General features: G+C 73.1%; 14 protein-coding genes. 10 read left to right on the plus strand and 4 right to left on the minus strand.

Annotated elements, in window-relative coordinates; all coding sequences use genetic code 11:
* Positions 1 to 34: 34 nt before the first annotated feature.
* From EBO36_RS10880 to EBO36_RS10900, 5 genes are all read left to right on the plus strand, one after another.
* Positions 35 to 394, plus strand: coding sequence for a globin (locus tag EBO36_RS10880; RefSeq protein WP_122825623.1), 360 nt, complete (start codon positions 35 to 37; stop codon positions 392 to 394).
* An 89-nt stretch (positions 395 to 483) separates the two neighbouring features.
* On the plus strand, positions 484 to 1,347 hold the full coding sequence (locus EBO36_RS10885) for an acyl-CoA thioesterase (RefSeq protein WP_122825624.1): 864 nt from the start codon (positions 484 to 486) through the stop codon (positions 1,345 to 1,347).
* A 256-nt stretch (positions 1,348 to 1,603) separates the two neighbouring features.
* Positions 1,604 to 2,578 carry an SDR family oxidoreductase gene (locus EBO36_RS10890; protein WP_122824638.1) on the plus strand — a complete coding sequence of 325 codons (975 nt, stop codon included), beginning with the start codon at positions 1,604 to 1,606 and terminating at the stop codon, positions 2,576 to 2,578.
* On the plus strand, positions 2,575 to 5,082 hold the full coding sequence (locus EBO36_RS10895; protein WP_122824639.1) for a glycosyltransferase: 2,508 nt from the start codon (positions 2,575 to 2,577) through the stop codon (positions 5,080 to 5,082). The genes EBO36_RS10890 and EBO36_RS10895 overlap by 4 nt, the downstream gene beginning before the upstream one ends.
* The gene (locus EBO36_RS10900) at positions 5,079 to 5,384 is read left to right on the plus strand and encodes a hypothetical protein (protein WP_122824640.1); all 306 of its coding nucleotides are present in this window, start codon (positions 5,079 to 5,081) and stop codon (positions 5,382 to 5,384) included. Before EBO36_RS10895 ends, EBO36_RS10900 begins: the two co-directional genes overlap by 4 nt.
* A 146-nt stretch (positions 5,385 to 5,530) precedes the next feature.
* Here the strand turns inward: EBO36_RS10900 and EBO36_RS10905 are convergent, their stop codons facing one another.
* Together EBO36_RS10905 and EBO36_RS10910 are read right to left on the minus strand one after the other, a co-directional pair.
* Positions 5,531 to 6,157: a DUF2231 domain-containing protein gene (locus tag EBO36_RS10905; protein WP_241236867.1), complete on the minus strand. Its 627-nt coding sequence runs from the start codon at positions 6,155 to 6,157 to the stop codon at positions 5,531 to 5,533.
* 4 nt (positions 6,158 to 6,161) lie between these two features.
* Positions 6,162 to 6,596: a DUF4383 domain-containing protein gene (locus EBO36_RS10910; protein ID WP_122824641.1), complete on the minus strand. Its 435-nt coding sequence runs from the start codon at positions 6,594 to 6,596 to the stop codon at positions 6,162 to 6,164.
* 291 nt (positions 6,597 to 6,887) lie between these two features.
* Here EBO36_RS10910 and EBO36_RS10915 point away from each other — a divergent pair, with 291 nt between their 5' ends.
* The 5 genes from EBO36_RS10915 (at position 6,888) to EBO36_RS10935 (ending at position 15,992) form a co-directional block, all read left to right on the plus strand.
* The gene (locus EBO36_RS10915; RefSeq protein ID WP_164471443.1) at positions 6,888 to 9,833 is read left to right on the plus strand and encodes a family 20 glycosylhydrolase; all 2,946 of its coding nucleotides are present in this window, start codon (positions 6,888 to 6,890) and stop codon (positions 9,831 to 9,833) included.
* A gap of 120 nt (positions 9,834 to 9,953) precedes the next feature.
* A complete protein-coding gene (locus EBO36_RS10920; protein ID WP_122824643.1) occupies positions 9,954 to 10,964 on the plus strand; it encodes a DNA topoisomerase IB in 1,011 nt (336 codons plus the stop codon).
* 214 nt (positions 10,965 to 11,178) lie between these two features.
* Entirely contained in the window at positions 11,179 to 14,472 is a 3,294-nt protein-coding gene (locus EBO36_RS10925; protein ID WP_164471444.1) for a family 20 glycosylhydrolase, read from the plus strand.
* Between the two features lie 258 nt (positions 14,473 to 14,730).
* Entirely contained in the window at positions 14,731 to 15,558 is an 828-nt protein-coding gene (locus EBO36_RS10930; protein ID WP_206515484.1) for an AraC family transcriptional regulator, read from the plus strand.
* A complete protein-coding gene (locus EBO36_RS10935; RefSeq protein ID WP_122824646.1) occupies positions 15,555 to 15,992 on the plus strand; it encodes a VOC family protein in 438 nt (145 codons plus the stop codon). The genes EBO36_RS10930 and EBO36_RS10935 overlap by 4 nt, the downstream gene beginning before the upstream one ends.
* Before the next feature lie 5 nt (positions 15,993 to 15,997).
* Here EBO36_RS10935 and EBO36_RS10940 read toward each other — a convergent pair whose 3' ends face one another.
* Positions 15,998 to 16,567 (minus strand): acyl-CoA thioesterase, encoded by a 570-nt coding sequence (locus EBO36_RS10940; protein WP_122824647.1) that lies wholly within the window; start codon positions 16,565 to 16,567, stop codon positions 15,998 to 16,000.
* A gap of 6 nt (positions 16,568 to 16,573) precedes the next feature.
* Positions 16,574 to 18,256: an energy-dependent translational throttle protein EttA gene (gene ettA, locus EBO36_RS10945; RefSeq protein WP_122824648.1), complete on the minus strand. Its 1,683-nt coding sequence runs from the start codon at positions 18,254 to 18,256 to the stop codon at positions 16,574 to 16,576.
* Positions 18,257 to 18,357 lie beyond the last annotated feature (101 nt).

Raw genomic sequence — 18,357 nt, forward strand, 5'->3', positions numbered from 1 at the left:
GCCCGCGGTTCGGCAGGCGAGCGCCTACGAGGCGATGGGCGGCCACGCCACCTTCACCCGCCTGGTGACGCGGTTCTACGAGGGCGTGCGCACCGACGACGTCCTCTACCCCATGTACCCCGAGGACGACTTCGAGGGGGCCGTCGACCGCCTCACGCTGTTCCTCGAGCAGTACTGGGGCGGGCCGACGACGTACTCCGAGACCCGCGGCCACCCCCGCCTGCGGATGCGGCACGGGCCCTACGCCGTGACCCCGCTCGCGCGGGACCGCTGGCTCGCGCACATGCGGGACGCCGTCGACGAGCTCGGCCTGGCCCCCGAGCACGAGACGCTGCTCTGGGACTACCTCGTGCGCGCGGCCCACTCCATGGTCAACCGGATGGAGCAGCCGTGAGCGGGGCGCCGGGCGCCCGGCCCGAGGCGCCGACGACGGGGGGCCCCACGGCGGAGCGCGGCACCCCGCCCGCCGAGCCCACCGAGGCGCTGTCGGCCGTCCTCGCCGTGCTCGACCTCGAGCGCACCGGCGAGGACTCCTTCACCGGCCACTCCCTGCCCCAGCTCAACGGCCGCGTCTACGGGGGCCAGGTCCTCGCCCAGTCGCTCGTCGCGGCCGGGCGGACCGTGGCCGACGCCGGCCTCAAGGCGCCCCGCCTGCCGCACTCGGTGCACGGGTACTTCCTCCGACCGGGCAACCTCGACAAGCCCATCACCTTCGAGGTGGAGCGCCTGCGGGACGGGCGCAGCTTCAGCGCCCGGCGCACCCACGCCCTGCAGGACGGCACGCCGATCCTGTCGATGATCACGTCGTTCCAGGCGGCGCAGCCGGGCCTGGACCACGCCGAGACGCCGCCGGACGTCCCCGCCCCCGAGGACCTTCCCAGCGCCGTCGACCTCTTCACCGGCCTCGACGACCCGGCCGCCCGCTTCCTCGCCCGCACCGGGGCGTTCGACGTCCGGCACGTGGCCGGGCACCTGTACCTCGGCCCGACCAGGGATGCGAGCGAGTCGCAGGCCCTGTGGATCCGCGCGCGTGGACCCGTCGAGGGGGACCAGCTCCTCCAGCGGGCGGCGCTCGCCTACTCCTGCGACCAGGTGATGCTCGAGCCGGTGCTCCGCCGGCACCGGCTGAGCTGGCTCACCCCGGGCCTCAGCGTCGCCAGCCTCGACCACGCCATGTGGTGGCACCGCGACGTCCAGGTGGACGACTGGCTCCTCTACGTCCAGGGCTCCCCGAGCGCGCAGGGCGGGCGCGGCCTCGGCCTCGCGCGCGTGTTCACCCGCTCCGGCGAGCTCGCCGCCACCATCGCCCAGGAGGGGATGGTCCGGGTCCCGCCGCCCGGTTCCTGAGCCCGCCGCCCGGTTCCTGAGCCCGCCGCCCGGTTCCTGACCGGCGCGGCGGCCGCCCTCTCCCCGCGTCTGCGCATGATCGCCCCGCGAGGGGGACCCGGTACCCACCCGGAGACTCGTGGTCGCGGGGGCCGTCCGCACTGTGGATAGCGCGCCCGTTCCGTGTGCAGGTGAGCGGCGTCGGGGTGATAGTGACCCCAGCGCCACCAGGGGGTGCCGCGACCGTCAGGTCGTCGGGCGAGCACGGGGGTACGTCTTGCGGGTCAAGGGATCAGTCGTCGTCATCACCGGAGCTGCGAGCGGGATCGGACGGGCGACTGCCCTGCGATTCGCCGCCGAGGGCGCCACCGTCGTCGTGGCATCGCGCCGGGCCAAGGCGCTCGCCACGCTCACCGAGGAGTGCCGCCGCCACGGCGTCGAGGCCCTCGGCGTCCCGACCGACGTCACCGACGCGACGGCGGTCGACGAGCTCGCCCGACGCACAGTCGAGCGGTTCGGCCGCATCGACGTGTGGGTGAACAACGCCGCGGTGACCTTCTTCTCGCCGTTCCTCAAGGTTCCGGTGGAGGACTTCCGGCGGGTCCTCGACGTCAACGTCATGGGATACGTCCACGGCGCCCGGGCCGCGCTCACCCAGATGCAGCTCCAGGGCGCGGGCGTGCTCGTCAACGTCGCCTCGATCGTCGGGGAGGTCCCCCAGCCGTACACGTCGGCCTACTCGGTCTCCAAGGCCGCCGTCCGCGCGCTCGGTGCGAGCCTGCGCTCGGAGCTGCTCCTCGACCGCGAGAAGCACATCGACGTCGTCACGGTCCTCCCCGCCACCATCGACACCCCGTTCTTCCGCCATGCCGCGAACTACACGGGGCGTGAGGTGGTGCCGATGCCGCCGCTGTACAGCCCGCAGCGGGTCGCCCGCGCCATCGTCAAGGCCGTCGAGTCCCCCCGCCGCGAGGTGGTCGTCGGCCCCGCGGGCCGTCAGTTTGCCGTCCAGCACCGGGTCGCGCCGGGGACGACAGAGGCGATGATGGCCGTCCAGACCGACCGGACCCACCTCTCGCGGCACAACGCGGCGCCGGACAGCCCCGGCAACCTCTACTCCCCCTCCTCCGAGCCGCGCGACGCCGAGGTCGAGGGCGGCTGGGGCGGGCGGCGTCGGACCGCGCAGCGGCGCCTGGCCCTCCTCGGGCTGGCCGTCGGGACGGGTGTGGTGCTGCGGCGGGCGCTGCGATGACGTCCGGCGTGCTGCCGCCGCCGGGGCTCACGCTCGTCGCCGGCTTCGAGAGCACCTACGTCCCTGCCGCGGGGCTCGACGCCTTCGACCTCACCCTCCACACCGCCACCTGGCGCGAGGACCTCGACGCCGTGCTCACCGCCGGGGTGCGCCACCTGCGCTACCCCCTGCTGTGGCACCGCATCGAGTCGGAGCCCGGCGTCTACGACTGGCGGGAGGCCGACGCCGTCCTCGGCCACCTCCGCGACCGGGGCGCGGTGCCGATCGTCGACCTCGTCCACCACACGAGCTACCCCGACTGGTTGACCGATGGCTTCCGCGGCGGCGACTTCGGTCCGGCGTTCGTCCGCTACGCCGAGGCGGTCGCCACGCGGTACCCGTGGCTGCCCGCCTACACGCTGTTCAACGAGCCCTTCGCCACGCTCTTCCTCGCCGGTCACGAGGGCCTGTGGCCGCCGTACGACAAGGGGGACGCCGGCTTCGCCCGCCTTCTCGGCTCCGTCCTGCCCGCGCTCAGCCGGGCAGCGGCGCTCTGGCGCGAGCTCCTGCCCGACGCGCAGCACGTGTGGATCGACACGGCCGAGCACCACACCGGCGTCGGGCCGGGCGCCGACTACGCCGCCGTCGCGAACGACCGCCGGCACATCGCCCTCGACCTCGCCCTGGGTCACGACCTCCGCCTCGACCGGCCCTACCTCCGCCAGCTCGTCGAGGCCGGCGGGGAGGGGCTCCTCACGCTCGAGCCGCTCCGGGTCGACGTCCTCGGGCTCGACTACTACTCGCACTCGGAGTGGTTCTACGACGCGGAGGGCGGGCACGCGCCGTCGCCGGGCCCCGTCGGGCTCGCGGAGGTCATCGCGCAGTACGGCGACCGCTACGGCCTGCCGATGATGGTGAGCGAGACCAACGTCCGCGGCCTCCCCTCCGACCGGGTGTCGTGGCTGCGCTACGTCATGGAGCAGTACGAGGTCGCGCTGGAGCGCGGCTACCCGCTGCACGGGCTGTGCTGGTTCCCGCAGGTGAGCTCGTGCGACTGGGACACCCTCCTCGCGCTCTCCCGGGGCCGCGCCGACCCGGTGGGCGTGGTGGACCTCGCCGACGACGGCACCCGTACCCGCACGATCTTCACCGAGGCGTGGGAGGCCGTCGCGTCCGGCGCCACCTCCGCCGACCTGCCGGCCTACCGGTTCCAGTCCCCCTGCGACGAGCAGCTGGTGGGGATCGCGCCCGCCACGGCCCACTGGCCGTGGCGGGACCCGCCACCGGCCGAGGTCGTCCCGCCCGTCCGGGTCGATGCTCCGGCCGCCCCGCCCGTCGCGTACGCGCACCTCAAGGAGGTCCCGAAGACCATGGCCAGTCCCGACCTCGTGGTCATCTCCCACCTGCGCTGGGTGTGGGTGTGGCAGCGCCCCCAGCACCTGGTCTCCCGCCTCGCCCGTGCCCGGGCCGCAGCCGGCGCCCGCACCTTCTTCGTCGAGGAGCCGGCGCCCGCCGACGTCGACCGGCCCACGGTCCGCACCGAGGAGGTCGACGGCATCACCCGGGTGTGGCTCGAGGTGCCCCGCACCGACGACGACGCCGTCCACCCGAGCTTCGACGACCCCCGGGCACGCGACTACGGCCGCCTGCTCGCCCCCGTCCTGGGCTACGACGGGCCGGACGGGGCGCCGGACGTCTGGCTGTACACCCCCATGGGCGTCGACATCGCCCGGTCCGTCCCCGGCGGCCGGGTGGTCTACGACGTCATGGACGACCTCGCCTCGTTCCGCAACGCCCCGCGCGGCCTCATGCTGCGTCAGCGCAACCTCCTGGCCAAGGCGGACGTCGTCTTCACCGGAGGCCGCTCGCTGCACCGGTCCGTCCTCGACCACCGCCGCGAGGGCGTGCACCTGTTCCCCAGCGGCGTCGAGTCCGACCACTACGCGGGTGCCCGGGCGTTGCGGGGCGCGCGCGAGCGCAAGGTGGCCGGGTACGTCGGCGTCATCGACGAGCGCCTCGACCTCGGTCTCATTGCCGACCTGGCGGCCCAGCTGCCCGACTGGACCCTGCGCATCGTCGGGCCGGTGGCGAAGATCGACGAGGCCGACGTCCCTACCGCGCCGAACATCGAGTACCTCGGGCTCGTCCGCTACAACGACCTCCCCGAGGTCATGGCCGGCTTCGACGTCGCGCTCATGCCCTTCGCGCTCAACGAGGCCACCCGCTCCATCAGTCCGACGAAGACCCTGGAGTACCTCGCGGCAGGACTTCCGGTCGTCTCGACCCGGGTGCCCGACGTCGTCGCCGACTACGCCACGGTGGTCCACCTGGCCGACGACGGCGCGGCGTTCGCGCGCGCGTGCCGGGAGGTCGTGGAGCACGACCGCACCGACCGCGACGCGCTCCTCGAGCCGCTCCTCGCCCTTCAGGAGTGGGACCGCATCGCCTGCGCGATGGCCGAGCACATCGAGGCGGCGGGCGGAAGCACCGGCCGCACGAAGCCCGCGGGCGAGGCCACAGGATGACCTCCTGGTCGGACGACCGGGCTGCCACCGAGCTGGTGCTCGAGCTCGAGCAGGCGCACCGACAAGGGGTCGGGGCAGCCATCGACGGGCTCAAGGACGCCGCCCTGGGGGCCGTCCGGCTCACCGGCGACGGGGTCCCGGTCCTCGCCGACGCCGCCGTCTCATCGGCGACGCCGTTCCTGCGCGCACCCCTGCTCGTGCGGCTCTCGCGGGCACGGCTGCTCCACGCGGCCGCACCGGGGAGCCCCTGCCCGACGTGCGGCGTGCCGGCCCCCTGCCCGACCGCCCAGGCGCTCGCCTGACCCGCTGGCGCAGGACCGCACGCACCCAGTCCCGCCGAACGCGCCACAGCCCCGGGGGACCGCGCCCCCCGGGGCTGTGGTGATGCTGGCTGTGGTGATGCTGTGGTGGTGCGGCCTGCGGTCGTGCCGGCCTCGTCGGTCCCGGCTCAGGCCTGCGCGGGCGGCTCGGCGTCGAACGCCGGATGGTGCGTGGCCACCTTGCGGGCGAGCGCCAGGTGCGCCCCGAGGTACCCGCCGGCGCTGACGGCGGCCACCGCGGCGAGGCTGATCGCCACCCCCACACCGTGGTGACCACGACGGCGGGCGAGCCACGACCCGGTGTAGAGGACGAGGGCGGCCGAGTTCGCGCCGGCGTGGACGACGCCGACCCGCTTGGCCCCGCCCTGCGTCGTCGTCCACTCCGCCCACCCGGTCACGGCCGTGGGCAGGGCGCTGAGGATGCCGACGCCGATGAGCCGTCGCGCCGCAGCCGGCGAGCTCTTCGTGAGGTCGAGGATCGCGGCCGAGGTCCACGCCCCGATGGGGAGGTCGGTGAGGAGCGGGTGCAGGGCGTGGCCGAGGACGCGGCCGTGGAGGACGCGCCGCATGCCGTCGTGGGCGACCAGGGACTCGGCCAGGGGCTCCAGCGCCTCGACCGCCGGGTCCAGGGCCTCGGTGTGCTCCAGGGCGAGCGCCGCGCGCACGAGCACCGGGGTGTCCCCGGAGTCGTGGCCCTGGCCGACGGTCTCGCCGCCCGGCCCGTCGCCCTGGCGCGCGTGGATATCGGTCGTCATCGGGTCATCGCCGCCCGGTGGTGGTCCGGGTGTCGCGCCGCGGCCACAGCGCGATGATCAGGCCGGCGATGGTGCTGACCAGGTGCAGCCAGTTGTCCGCCATGTTGATGTTGAGGAAGTTGAGGTCGTCGTTGTTGAGGACGATGAACCCGTAGATCGTCGCGGCGCCGTAGCCGATGGCAAGGAGCCAGCCGTAGACCCGCGCCCGCTCCGGCGTCGACCACAGGATGACGCCGGCGAGCCCGATGACGATGTGCACGATGTTGTGCAGCGGGTTGATGGCGAAGACGAGCAGCGTCTGGTCGTGGTCGTGCTCGACGAAGCCGTCGATTCCGGTGACGAAGAACCCGGCGATGCCCACCAGCAGGTAGACGACGCCGATGACGAGGGCGAGCAGCTGGTGCGGCTGCCGCCTCGTCGTTGTCGTGGAGTTAGCCATGGTGACCTCCCTGTAGTGGGGCACACGCGCCAGCGCGGGTGACGGGGCAAGCGTTGCCTACCCGCTCACCAGGCGCATCCCGAGATCATCCCGACGCGCCGGTACGCGCGGCCCCGGGGACGCCGCCCGATCCGCCCTTTCGTCCATCACCTGCCTATGACTCTTGACACACTCGGAAAGCCCTCACCATGCTGTGACGATCGGCGGTGCGCGCTGCCCTCCTTCCCCGAGCCGGCGCACCCGAACGTGCACAGCGGCGTCGCTGTGCCGCCCAAGAAGGAGAAGAGCCAGATGAAGCGCACGCAGACGACGGGCCGGGGGCTTCTGGCCGGTGCTCTGGTGGGGACGATGGCCGCACTCGGCCTGTCCCTACCGGCGGGGGCCGACAGCCACGAGGCGGGGACGAACGTCGCACTGGCGACCAACGGCGGCGAGGTGACCGCCTCCGGTCAGGAGCTCGCCGGGCGCTGGGGCCCCGCGCTCGCGATCGACGGGGTGACCAGCGGGACGTCCACGGACCCCCAAGCCTCGCGCTGGTCGTCCAACACCGCCGACGACGCGTGGATCCAGGTCGAGCTCGACGAGCCGACCGAGGTCCACCACGTCACCCTGTACTGGGAGGCGGCGTGCGCGCGCCAGTACCGCCTCCAGACCTCCACCGACGGCGAGACGTGGACCGACGCCACAGGCGTCGTCGAGCCCCGGTGCGGCACCGTCGACCGGCAGACGCTCGACGTCGAGGGCCCGGTGAGCTTCGTGCGCATGCAGGGCATCGACCGCACCCCCATCGGCGGGACCGAGTTCGGCATCTCGCTGTGGGAGCTCCAGGTGTGGGACGGCCCCGAGGTCGTCCTGCCCGAGGCGCTCGACATCGTGCCCCGGCCCGTCTCCGTCGAGGTCGACGGCGACGCCGACCCGTTCATCCTCGACTCCACGTCGCAGATCGTCGCCGCCGGCGACGCGGCGGACAGCGGCGAGATGCTCGCCGACATCATGCGCCCGTCCACCGGCTTCGAGCTGCCGGTCGTCGACGAGCCGGGCGACGGCGGAGACATCACCCTGCAGGTCGGGCCCGAGCACGCCGTCCCCGGGCACACCGGCAACCCGGAGGCGTACACGCTCGAGGCGGACGAGGACGGCATCACCGTCTCGGCCACCGACGCGCACGGCGTCTTCAACGGCGTCCAGACCCTGCGCCAGCTCTTCCCGTCCTTCCTCGAGTACGACGAGGTGACCTCGGGGCCGTGGGCGGTGCCCGCGGTGAGCATCCTCGACGCCCCGCGGTTCGACTACCGCGGCATCATGCTCGACGTCGCCCGCAGCTTCCAGACCGTGGACGAGGTCAAGCAGTACATCGACGCCCTCGTCCAGTTCAAGATGAACCACCTCCACCTCCACCTCGCCGACGACCAGGGGTGGCGCATCGAGATCACGAACGAGGGCCGCGTCGAGGGCGACGACATCGACTACACGCGCCTCACCTCCATCTCCGGCGGGACCGCGATGACGGAGCAGGGGTACAACGACGAGCCCGGGCGCACCGGGTTCTACACGCAGGAGGACTACGCCGAGATCGTCGACTACGCCGCCGAGCGGCACGTCGTCATCGTCCCCGAGATCGACACCCCCGGACACACCCAGGCCGCCCTCCACGCGATCCCGCAGCTCAACACCGAGGGCGCCGCGCCGGAGCCGGACCCCGCGACCGGCGTCCCGCCGTCGCACGGCACGGGCGAGGTGGGCCACTCCACCCTCGACACCCGCAACGAGGTGACGTACACGTTCCTCGAGCACGTCTGGAGCCAGATCGCGGAGATGACCCCCGGCCCGTACCTCCACGTCGGTGGCGACGAGTCCCACGTGACCGAGGAGGAGGACTACATCTACTTCATGGACCGGATGATCGACGTCGTCGAGGACCTCGGCAAGGAGCCGTTCGGCTGGAACGAGCTCGCGCTCGCGGACGTCCACGAGGGCAACGTCATCCAGTTCTGGGCCGCGAACACGGCCGGGGCCGAGCTGGCGCCCGAGCGGGTCAACGAGAACGGCGCCAAGATGATCGTCTCGGACTCCGCGCGGGCGTACCTCGACCAGCGGTACGACGGTGACGACCCCAACGACCCGAACGACTCCGTCTCCCCCATCGGCCTGTCCTGGGCGTGCCGCGACAACTGCACGGTCGAGCGGTACTACGACTGGGACCCGCAGGCGCTCTTCCCCGACGTCAATGCCGAGGGCTTCCTCGGGGTCGAGGGACCGCTGTGGTCGGAGACCGTCCGCGGGATCGACCAGGCGCTGTGGCTCGTCCTGCCCCGAGCCGCGGCGCTCCTCGAGATCGGCTGGACCGAGCAGGACCAGCGGCTCTACGACGACTTCGCCGGCCGGCTCGCGACCCTGGGCGGGCGGCTGACCCTCCAGGACCACAACTTCTACGCCACCCCCGAGATCGAGTGGAGCGTCGACGCGGCGGGCATCGACCAGCAGGTCGAGCAGGCCGGGACCGCCACCGAGATGACGCTCGGCGTCGCGACGGCACCCGGGACCACCGCGGAGGAGATCTCCGGGACGGTCGACTTCGGCGACGGGAGCGACCCGGTGCCGGTGACCGTCACCGCCACCCGCGAGGGTGACGAGCTCCACGTCAACGGCGAGTACCTCCTGTCGGCGGAGCACACGTTCGCGGCGCCGGGGACGTACACCGGAATGGTCACGACCACCGGCCCGAACGGGACCGCCACCGCACCGGTCACCTTCGACGTCGCGTACACGCCGTCGATCGTGCTTGACGACGACGAGGTCCAGGCCGGTGAGGACGTCGGGGTCACGCTCGCCGGGTTCGTGCCCGGCGCGCCGATCGTCCTCTCCCTCGACGGCACCGTGCTCGCCACGGTGGACGCCGACGACGAGGGGGGTGCCGTCCTCGAGGTCACCATCCCGGCGACCACCGCCGCGGGCGCCTACGAGCTGACGGCGCGCCAGGGCACGCTCGAGGTGGGGGCGATGCTGACGGTGACGGCCGCGCCGGCCCCGACGCCGACGGACCCGTCGCCCACGGACCCGTCGCCGACCGACACCGGGTCCCCGGCACCGACGGACGACCCGACGCACCGCCCCACGCCCCCGCGGGGCGGTGGCCTGCCGAACACGGGCGCCGAGGTGGGGGCCGCGCTCCTCGCGGGCCTCGTCCTCCTCGCGGCCGGTGGGGCGATCCTGCTCCGTCGCCGCCTGACCCGCTAGGCCAGTAGCGACGACGCCGCCGGGTCACGGGCCCGGCGGCGTCGTCGCGTCCGGGCGGCCGGGGCCGGCTCGACGAGCGCGACGGGCGCGTCCCTCGCAGACTGTGCCCGTGATGATCGGATGAGGCTGCGCAGGGTCCGTGTCGACTCCCCCGGGCTAACCCGTCGACGGGCCGGGAAGGGCTTCGTCTACCTCGACGCCGACGGCGCCCGGGTGACCGACCCCGAGGTGCTCTCCCGGTGCAAGGCGCTGGTCATCCCGCCCGCCTGGCGGGAGGTGTGGATCAGCCCAGCGCCGAACGGCCACATCCAGGCGGTCGGGATGGACGACGCCGGACGCAAGCAGTACCTCTACCACCCGGCGTGGCGCGAGCGGCGCGACCGCGCCAAGCACTCGCACGTCCTCGAGGTGGCGCGCGCGCTCCCGGCCGCCCGGGAGCGGACGGCCGTCGACCTCGCCCGCACCGGGATGCCGCGGGACAAGGCGCTGGCCGTCGCCTTCCGGCTCCTCGACCGCGGGTTCTTCCGCGTGGGCGGCGAGACGTACGCGGAGCGGAACGGCAGCTTCGGCCTGGCGACGATCCGCAAGGACCATGTGCGCCTCCGGCGGGACGGCTCCGTCGTCTTCGACTACCTCGCCAAGTCCGGGCAGCGCCGCCAGCTGGTGCTCGAGGACCCGGACCTCCGCGCCCCGGTCGCCATGCTGCGCCGGCGGCGCGGGGGCGGCGAGGAGCTGCTCGCGTACCGGCGCCGCGGCGAGTGGGTCGACATCACGAGCGCGGACATCAACGCCCACGTCAAGGAGCTGCTCGGGGCGGACGCCAGCGCCAAGGACTTCCGCACGTGGCACGGCACGGTGCTGGCGGCCCTGGCCCTGGCCCGTGCTGACGACGTCGCGACCAGCCGCAAGCGCCAGCGCGCGGTGCGGGCCGCCGTCGTCGAGGTGTCCGAGCACCTGGGGAACACCCCGACCGTGTGCCGCGCCTCCTACATCGACCCCAAGGTCATCGACCTCTTCGACCGCGGCCAGGCGGTGCCGCGCGAGCTCGCCGAGCGCGCCGCCGGGCCGGCTCCGCTGCCCGACGACGAACGGGCCGAGGTCGAGGAGGCCGTCCTCGACCTCCTCGCCTGACGCCCGTCCCGCCCTCCCCCTCTGGTGAGAGCGCAGAAACGCTGGCCCACGCGCTCTGGTGATCATGCAGAAACGCTGAGAGCGCTGGCCCAACAGCATGATCACGACCGTTGACAGCCCGCGCCGCCGCTCCTACGGTGAATCGGTTCACACCGGCGACGACGCGCAGGCACTGCGCGAAGGGACGGCCGGCACCGACGAAGGTGAGCCTCTCGTGCGTCATCACCCCCTGGCTGGCCGGCTCCTGGGAGCCATCGCCGCCCTCGCACTCCTTGGTCCGAGCGCCGCCGTCCTGGCGCCGGCGACCGCTGCGGAGCAGCCCCGTGACGTCGCCCTGGAGGGCACGGCCGTGGCGTCCTCGCAGCACCCGGACGCCCGGTTCGTCCCCGCCCACGCCAACGACGACAACCCTCGGACGCGCTGGGGCTCCGACTACCCCCACGGGGCCGAGGAGCCGGTGCCCCCGAGCGATCACGACCCGTCGAACGACTGGATCCAGATCGAGCTGGCGGAGCCGAGCCCGGTCCACAAGGTGGCCTTCAACTGGGAGGCCGCACGCCCGTCGGCGTTCACCATCCAGGTCTCGGACGACGGCGCCGAGTGGACGACGGTGCGCACGGTGACCAACCCGGCGGTGGGTCGGACGGAGTACGTCCTCGACATCACGGACCCGGTCACCCACGTCCGGATGCAGGGCGCGGCCACCGCCACGCAGTACGGCTACTCGCTGTGGTCGTTCGAGGTCTGGGACGTGCCGGAGCCGCTGCCGGACCCGGCGGACTGGGAGTACGGCACGGACGTCGCCCGCCAGGGCGAGGCCACCGCATCCTCGGTCTACACCGGGCAGCCCACCGGGTTCTCACGCGCGTGGGCCACGAAGGCCGGCGGCCCCCACCTCGCCATCGACGGCGATCTCGCCACGCGCTGGGGCACGGACTACGCGCGGAACAACCCCGAGGAGCCACCTGCCAGCGATCACGATCCCAGCAACGACTGGTTCCAGGTGGAGCTGGCCGAGCCCTCCCCGGTGTGGAGCGTCGTCACCGACTGGGAGGACGCCCGCCCGGCGCTGTTCGAGATCCAGACGTCGACGGACGGCACGACGTGGCGAACGGTCCGGGTCGTGAACACGCCGGCCACCGATCGCACCGAGTACGTCCTCGGCCTGGAGGAGCCGGTCTCCTTCGTGCGGATGCAGGGGCGCGTGCCGGCCACCCAGTACGGGTACTCGCTCTTCGGTTTCGAGGTGTGGTCGGGGCCGCAGGCCCCGGCGGCGCCGGGTGGGGAGGTCCTGCCGGCGCCGGTGTCCCAGACCGACGGCGCGGGTGAGGCGTTCGTGCTGGGCGAGGACGCCCGGATCGTCGCCCCGGAGGGGGCGCGGGCCGAGGCGGAGCTGCTGGCCGGCGACCTCCGTCCGGCGACCGGGTTCGACCTGCCGGTGGTCACCGGTACCCCCGAGGCGGGGGACATCGCCCTGGTCCTGGGGGCCGAGGAGGCCCCCGAGGGCCCGGACCTGGCCACCACCGAGGGGTACACCCTCGAGGTCGCCGAGCAGGGCGTGCGGATCGGTGCGGGCACCACGCACGGGCTGTTCAACGGCACCCAGACGCTCCTCCAGCTGCTCCCGGCGGAGATCACCGGGGACGTGGTCCGGCCCGGGCCGTGGCAGGTGGAGGCGACCGAGATCGTCGACTACCCCCGCTTCGCCCACCGCGGCGTCATGCTCGACCCGGCCCGTAACTTCATCGAGCTGGACGGCGTGCTGGACATCATCGACGCGATGGCGACGATGAAGGGCAGCCGGCTGCACATGCACCTGTCCGACGACCAGGGCTGGCGCATCGAGATCGAGTCCTGGCCACGCCTCGCGGAGGTCGGAGGAGCGCGGTCGATGCCTGGCGGGAGGAGCGGTTTCTACACGCAGGAGCAGTTTTCCGAGATCGTCGCCTACGCCGACGCCCGCCACATCGAGGTGATCCCGGAGATCGACGTCCCCGGCCACTCCGGCGCCGCGATCGCGGCCTACCCGGAGCTCGCGTGCGGCTCGTGGAACACCCTGTGTACGACCTCGTCCGCCGTCGCCGACTTTCTCGACGATGTCATCGGGGAGATCGCCCCGCTGGTGAACTCCGACCTGTTCCACATCGGTGGGGACGAGTCCATCTCGGGCCAGCCCTACATCGACTTCATCAGGCTGGCCGAGGGCATCGTCATGGACCACGACCTGCGCATGGTCGGCTGGACCCCCATCCCCATGGCCGGGCTCGACGAGTCGACGGTCCACCAGTACTGGCGTGACCAGAGCTACGAGGGCGACCCGGAGTGGTTCGCGCAGGGCAACGACGTCATCCTCTCGCCCACCTCCAAGGCGTATCTGGACTACCCGTACCCGCGTCACAACTCTCTGACGACGCACGACTGGGACCCCTCCCACGTGGTGGATGACTACCGCGGCATCACGCTCCAGGAGATGGGCCTTCGGGACGAGGACATCATCGGTATCGAGGGCCCGGCCTGGGGGGAGAACAACAGCGGCGGCGCGGTGGACGTGGAGCACAAGGTGTTCCCGCGCCTGGCCTCCCTGCTCGACCTGGCCTGGTCCCCGCAGGAGCTGACCGCCGACTCGCGGTCCTTCCTCGAGCGCCTGGCTGTCCAGGGCCCGCGCTGGCAGTTCGCCGGCACGAACTTCTGGCCCGACCCCAACGTGGCGTGGGAGACCACCGCCGCCGGGACGATCCACGAGATCGACGAGGACGACACCAGCGTGGAGGGCACCGTCGCGACCGTCGCCTCACCGACCCTGCGGGTGGAGGACCTCACCGCGAGCATCGCCTGGGGTGACGGCACCACCACCGCCGGGGTGCTCACCGGCACCAACGCTGCCGGGAAGGTGGGCAACTCCCTGTTCCAGGTCAGCGGCGAGCACACCTACGCCGAGGCCGTCGACCACACCGGCACGGTGACCATCACCGGACCCGGCGGGCAGACCTGGACCGCCCCGTTCCTCGTCGAGGCCCCCGAGGTCGACCCGACGGACCCGCCGACCGACCCGACGGACCCGCCCACGGACCCGACGGACCCGCCCACGGACCCGACGGACCCGCCGACCGACCCGACGGACCCGCCCACGGACCCGACGGACCCGCCCACGGACCCGACGGACCCGCCCACGGACCCGACGGACCCGCCGACCGACCCGACGGACCCGCCGACCGACCCGACGGACCCGCCCACGGACCCGACGGACCCGCCCACGACGGACGAGCCGACCGACCCGCCCACCACCGGCGAGCCGACCGACCCGCCCACCACCCCGGGCGGCGGCGCCGGCGACACCACGCCCCCCGCGGGCGACGACGGCCGCACGCCCCCCGGCGGCCGACCCGGCGCCGGTGACGACCTCCCGCGCACCGGCGCACCGCTCGGCTGGGCAGCCGGGTTTGCCCTCCTGCTCGCCGTCGGCGGCCTTGCCCTCGCCGGGAGCCGCCGCCGCGCCGCGCTGCGGTAGGCACGCACGAACGACCGAGGCCGGTCCCCGCGTGGGGACCGGCCTCGGTCACGTAGGTCGCCGTCCTCGTCGATCGCGGACAGGCCGTCCGGCTCCTCCCGTGATCGTGCAGGAGCCGGACCGGACGGCGTCGGCGGGGGCGGGCAGCGGGAGCGGCGGCGACGGCGGCAGCAGCGGCGGCGGCGGCGGCGGCGGCGGCGGCGAATCGACCGTCCCGCACCCTGGTCATCCGGCGGCGCGCGCGGGACCATGGCAGACGTGTCCGGACTGGCACACGTGCCTGCTGCGCCGCTGCGGCCCCTCGTCGCGCACGCGTACGGCTACCGGGCCGGCCCGATGCCGACGGGAGTGCACCGTGGCCTGCCCTCCGGGTCCCTCACACTCGTCGTCGAGCTCGCCCGACCGATGCACGTCACGGGGCTCGCTTCGGACGTCACCGCCCACGCCGTCGTCGGCGGGCTGCACGTGGCGCCGGCGTTCATCGACGCCACCGGTGAGCAGGAGGGCGTGCAGTACGCGCTGACGCCGCCCGCGGCTCACGCCCTGCTGGGCGTACCGGCCGTGGAGCTGAGCGGGCTCACTGTCGACCTCGCGGACATCATCGGACCGGCCGCCGACGTGCTCGTCGAACGCCTGGCTGCGGCTGCGACGTGGTCGGAGCGGTTCGCCGCCCTTGACGCAGCCCTGCTCCATCGCCTGGGGGACTCCCTCCCCCGCGTCCCGCCCGAGGTCGCCGAGGCGTGGCGGGTGCTCTTCGCCACGGGCGGCATGGTGGCGGTGCCCGACGTCGCCCGGCACGTCGGCTGGGGACGCCGGCACCTGACCGAGCGGTTCCGCCAGTCCACCGGGCTCACCCCGAAGCAGGCCGGCCGGGTGGCCCGGTTCCAGGCGGCCCGTTCGCTCCTCCTGTTGCCCGCTCGGCCGGCGCTCGCCGAGGTCGCGGTGCGCTGCGGGTACGCCGACCAGGCGCACCTGGCCCGCGAGTGGCGGGCGATGGCAGGCTGCAGCGTGACGACGTGGGTGCGCGAGGAGCTCCCATTCGTCCAAGACGCCGGTGCCCCGGGCGGACGAGACTCGGCGCCATGAGCCATCCCACCGCACACACCGCCACCACCACCACGTTCACCGACCCGCCCGCGCCGAGCGTCTGGCCGAGCATCGGGTTCACCGACGTCGACGCCGGCGTCCGGTTCCTCGACGCGCTGGGGTTCGTCGTCACCGTCCTGTACCGCTCCGAGGACGGCGTCGTCGAGCACGCCGAGGCCCGATGGCCCGACGGCGGCGGGGTCATGTTCGGCACCCGCGACAAGCCGGGCGCGTGGGGTGCGCTCGGACCCCAGGGCGCCTACGTCGTCGCCGCGGAGCCCGCGACCGTCGACGGCGCCTGGGGCCGGGTACGTGATCTCCCCGGCGTCGAGGTGACCGAGCCGCCTCACGACACGGAGTACGGCTCCCACCAGTTCGCCGTCCGGGACGCCGACGGGAACCTCTGGAGCATCGGCACCTACCGAGGGCAGTGACCCGCTCAGCGGCTGAGGTTGCGCCGGAAGGCGACCGGCTCCTCCACCAGCGACTGCCAGGCGGCCCGCTCCGCGTCGGTGATCCGACGCGGCCGACCCGTGGCGGGGTCGACGAGCACCAGAGTGGTCATCGCGCGGGCGGCGACGCCGTCGGGACCTGGCACCTCGTAGCAGACGTCGATGCTCGCCCCGCCCATGCGCGCCAGCCACATCTGCACCGCGAGGGGCTCGAGCGTGTACGGCAAGGGGCTGAGGTACTCCACCTCCTGGTGCGCGATGAAGGTCGCGGTGCTCGCGCCCGGCCCGGCGTCGAGGATCTTGCCGCCCCCGCCGTTGCGGCCCGCGTTGCCGCCGTCGCCGGTGCCGCCGGCACCGTGAGTGCCGGCACCGTCATCCGCCGCGCCGTCGTCGCCCACGCCGTCGCGCTGACCGCCGTCGGCCGCCTCCCCCGGGGAGGCCCAGAACGCGGCGATCCGGGCCTCCTCGAGGAGGGTGAGCATGGCGGCGTTGTTGACGTGGCCGTACCCGTCGATGTCGCTCCAGCGCAGGCGCACCGGGATGGTGAGGCGGGCCATGCCCCGTCAGTCCCGCTTGAGCTTGCGGTAGGTGACGCGGTGCGGGCGTGCGGCGTCGGCGCCCAGGCGCTCGACCTTGTTCGCCTCGTAAGAGGCGAAGTTGCCCTCGAACCAGTACCAGGACGACGGGTTCTCCTCGGTGCCCTCCCACGCGAGGATGTGCGTCGCCACACGGTCGAGGAACCACCGGTCGTGGGAGACGACGACGGCGCAGCCGGGGAACTCGAGAAGCGCGTTCTCCAGCGACCCGAGGGTCTCCACGTCGAGGTCGTTGGTGGGCTCGTCGAGGAGCAGGAGGTTGCCGCCCTGCTTGAGGGTGAGCGCGAGGTTGAGGCGGTTGCGCTCGCCACCGGAGAGCACGCCCGCCGGCTTCTGCTGGTCCGGGCCCTTGAAGCCGAACGCCGCGACGTACGCGCGCGAGGGCATCTCGACGTTGCCGACCTGGATGAAGTCGAGGCCGTCCGAGACGACCTCCCACAACGTCTTCTTGGGGTCGATGCCGCCGCGGGACTGGTCGACGTAGGAGATCTTCACGGTCTCGCCGACCGTGAGCTCGCCGCCGTCGAGAGGCTCGAGCCCGACGATGGTCTTGAACAGGGTCGTCTTGCCGACGCCGTTGGGGCCGATGACGCCGACGATGCCGTTGCGCGGCATCGTGAAGGACAGGCCGTCGATGAGCAGCCGGTCGTCGAAGCCCTTCTGGAGGTTCTTCGCGTCGATGACGACCGAGCCCAGGCGCGGGCCCGGCGGGATCTGGATCTCCTCGAAGTCGAGCTTGCGCGTGCGGTCCGCCTCCGCGGCCATCTCCTCGTAGCGCTGGAGACGCGCCTTGGACTTGGCCTGCCGTCCCTTGGCGCTGGAGCGCACCCAGTCGAGCTCGTCCTTGAGGCGCTTGGCCAGCTTGGCGTCCTTCTTGCCCTGGATCGCCATGCGGGCCTGCTTCTTCTCCAGGTAGGTGGAGTAGTTGCCCTCGTAGGGGTACAGACGGCCGCGGTCGACCTCGGCGATCCACTCGGCGACGTGGTCGAGGAAGTACCGGTCGTGCGTGACGGCGATGACGGCGCCGGGGTACTTGGCCAGATGCTGCTCGAGCCAGAGCACGCTCTCGGCGTCGAGGTGGTTGGTCGGCTCGTCGAGGAGGAGCAGGTCCGGCGCCTCGAGCAGGAGCTTGCACAGGGCGACGCGGCGGCGCTCACCACCGGAGAGCACGGACACGTCGGCGTCCGGCGGCGGGCAGCGGAGCGCGTCCATCGCCTGCTCGAGCTGGGCGTCGAGGTCCCACGCGTTCGCGGCGTCGATGTCCGTCTGCAGGGTGCCCATCTCGGCCATGAGGGCGTCGAAGTCGGCGTCCGGGTCGGCCATGAGCTCGCCGATCTCGTTGAACCGGTCGAGCTTGGCCTTGATCTCGGCGACGCCCTCCTGGACGTTGCCGAGGACGGTCTTCTCCTCGTTGAGCGGCGGCTCCTGGAGCAGGATCCCGACGCTGTAGCCGGGAGAGAGCCGCGTCTCACCATTGGAGGCCGTGTCCAGCCCGGCCATGATCTTGAGGATCGTCGACTTACCGGCACCGTTGGGGCCGACCATGCCGATCTTCGCCCCGGGCAGGAACGCCATGGTGACGTCGTCGAGGATGACCTTGTCTCCGTGCGCCTTGCGCGCCTTGACCATCGAGTAGATGTACTCGGCCACAGCTCTCCATGTGCATCGAGGGGGTGGGCGGCCAGGAGGTGCCCGGCCGTTCAACCTCCCAGCGTAGGTCACCCCGCGGGCGGCCGTCGTCGACGGCGCGT

This window comes from Georgenia faecalis (genome assembly GCF_003710105.1).
Taxonomy (GTDB): Bacteria; Actinomycetota; Actinomycetes; order Actinomycetales; family Actinomycetaceae; genus Georgenia_A; species Georgenia_A faecalis.

What these genes read in the sequence shown, in the direction of transcription:
- EBO36_RS10900 (WP_122824640.1), top strand. Translation starts at nt 5,079, where the DNA reads ATGACCTCCTGGTCGGACGACCGGGCTGCCACCGAGCTGGTGCTCGAG.
- EBO36_RS10920 (WP_122824643.1), top strand. Translation starts at nt 9,954, where the DNA reads ATGAGGCTGCGCAGGGTCCGTGTCGACTCCCCCGGGCTAACCCGTCGA.
- EBO36_RS10910 (WP_122824641.1), bottom strand. Translation starts at nt 6,596, where the DNA reads ATGGCTAACTCCACGACAACGACGAGGCGGCAGCCGCACCAGCTGCTC.
- EBO36_RS10895 (WP_122824639.1), top strand. Translation starts at nt 2,575, where the DNA reads ATGACGTCCGGCGTGCTGCCGCCGCCGGGGCTCACGCTCGTCGCCGGC.
- EBO36_RS10915 (WP_164471443.1), top strand. Translation starts at nt 6,888, where the DNA reads ATGAAGCGCACGCAGACGACGGGCCGGGGGCTTCTGGCCGGTGCTCTG.
- EBO36_RS10940 (WP_122824647.1), bottom strand. Translation starts at nt 16,567, where the DNA reads ATGGCCCGCCTCACCATCCCGGTGCGCCTGCGCTGGAGCGACATCGAC.
- EBO36_RS10935 (WP_122824646.1), top strand. Translation starts at nt 15,555, where the DNA reads ATGAGCCATCCCACCGCACACACCGCCACCACCACCACGTTCACCGAC.
- EBO36_RS10880 (WP_122825623.1), top strand. Translation starts at nt 35, where the DNA reads ATGGGCGGCCACGCCACCTTCACCCGCCTGGTGACGCGGTTCTACGAG.
- EBO36_RS10905 (WP_241236867.1), bottom strand. Translation starts at nt 6,157, where the DNA reads ATGACGACCGATATCCACGCGCGCCAGGGCGACGGGCCGGGCGGCGAG.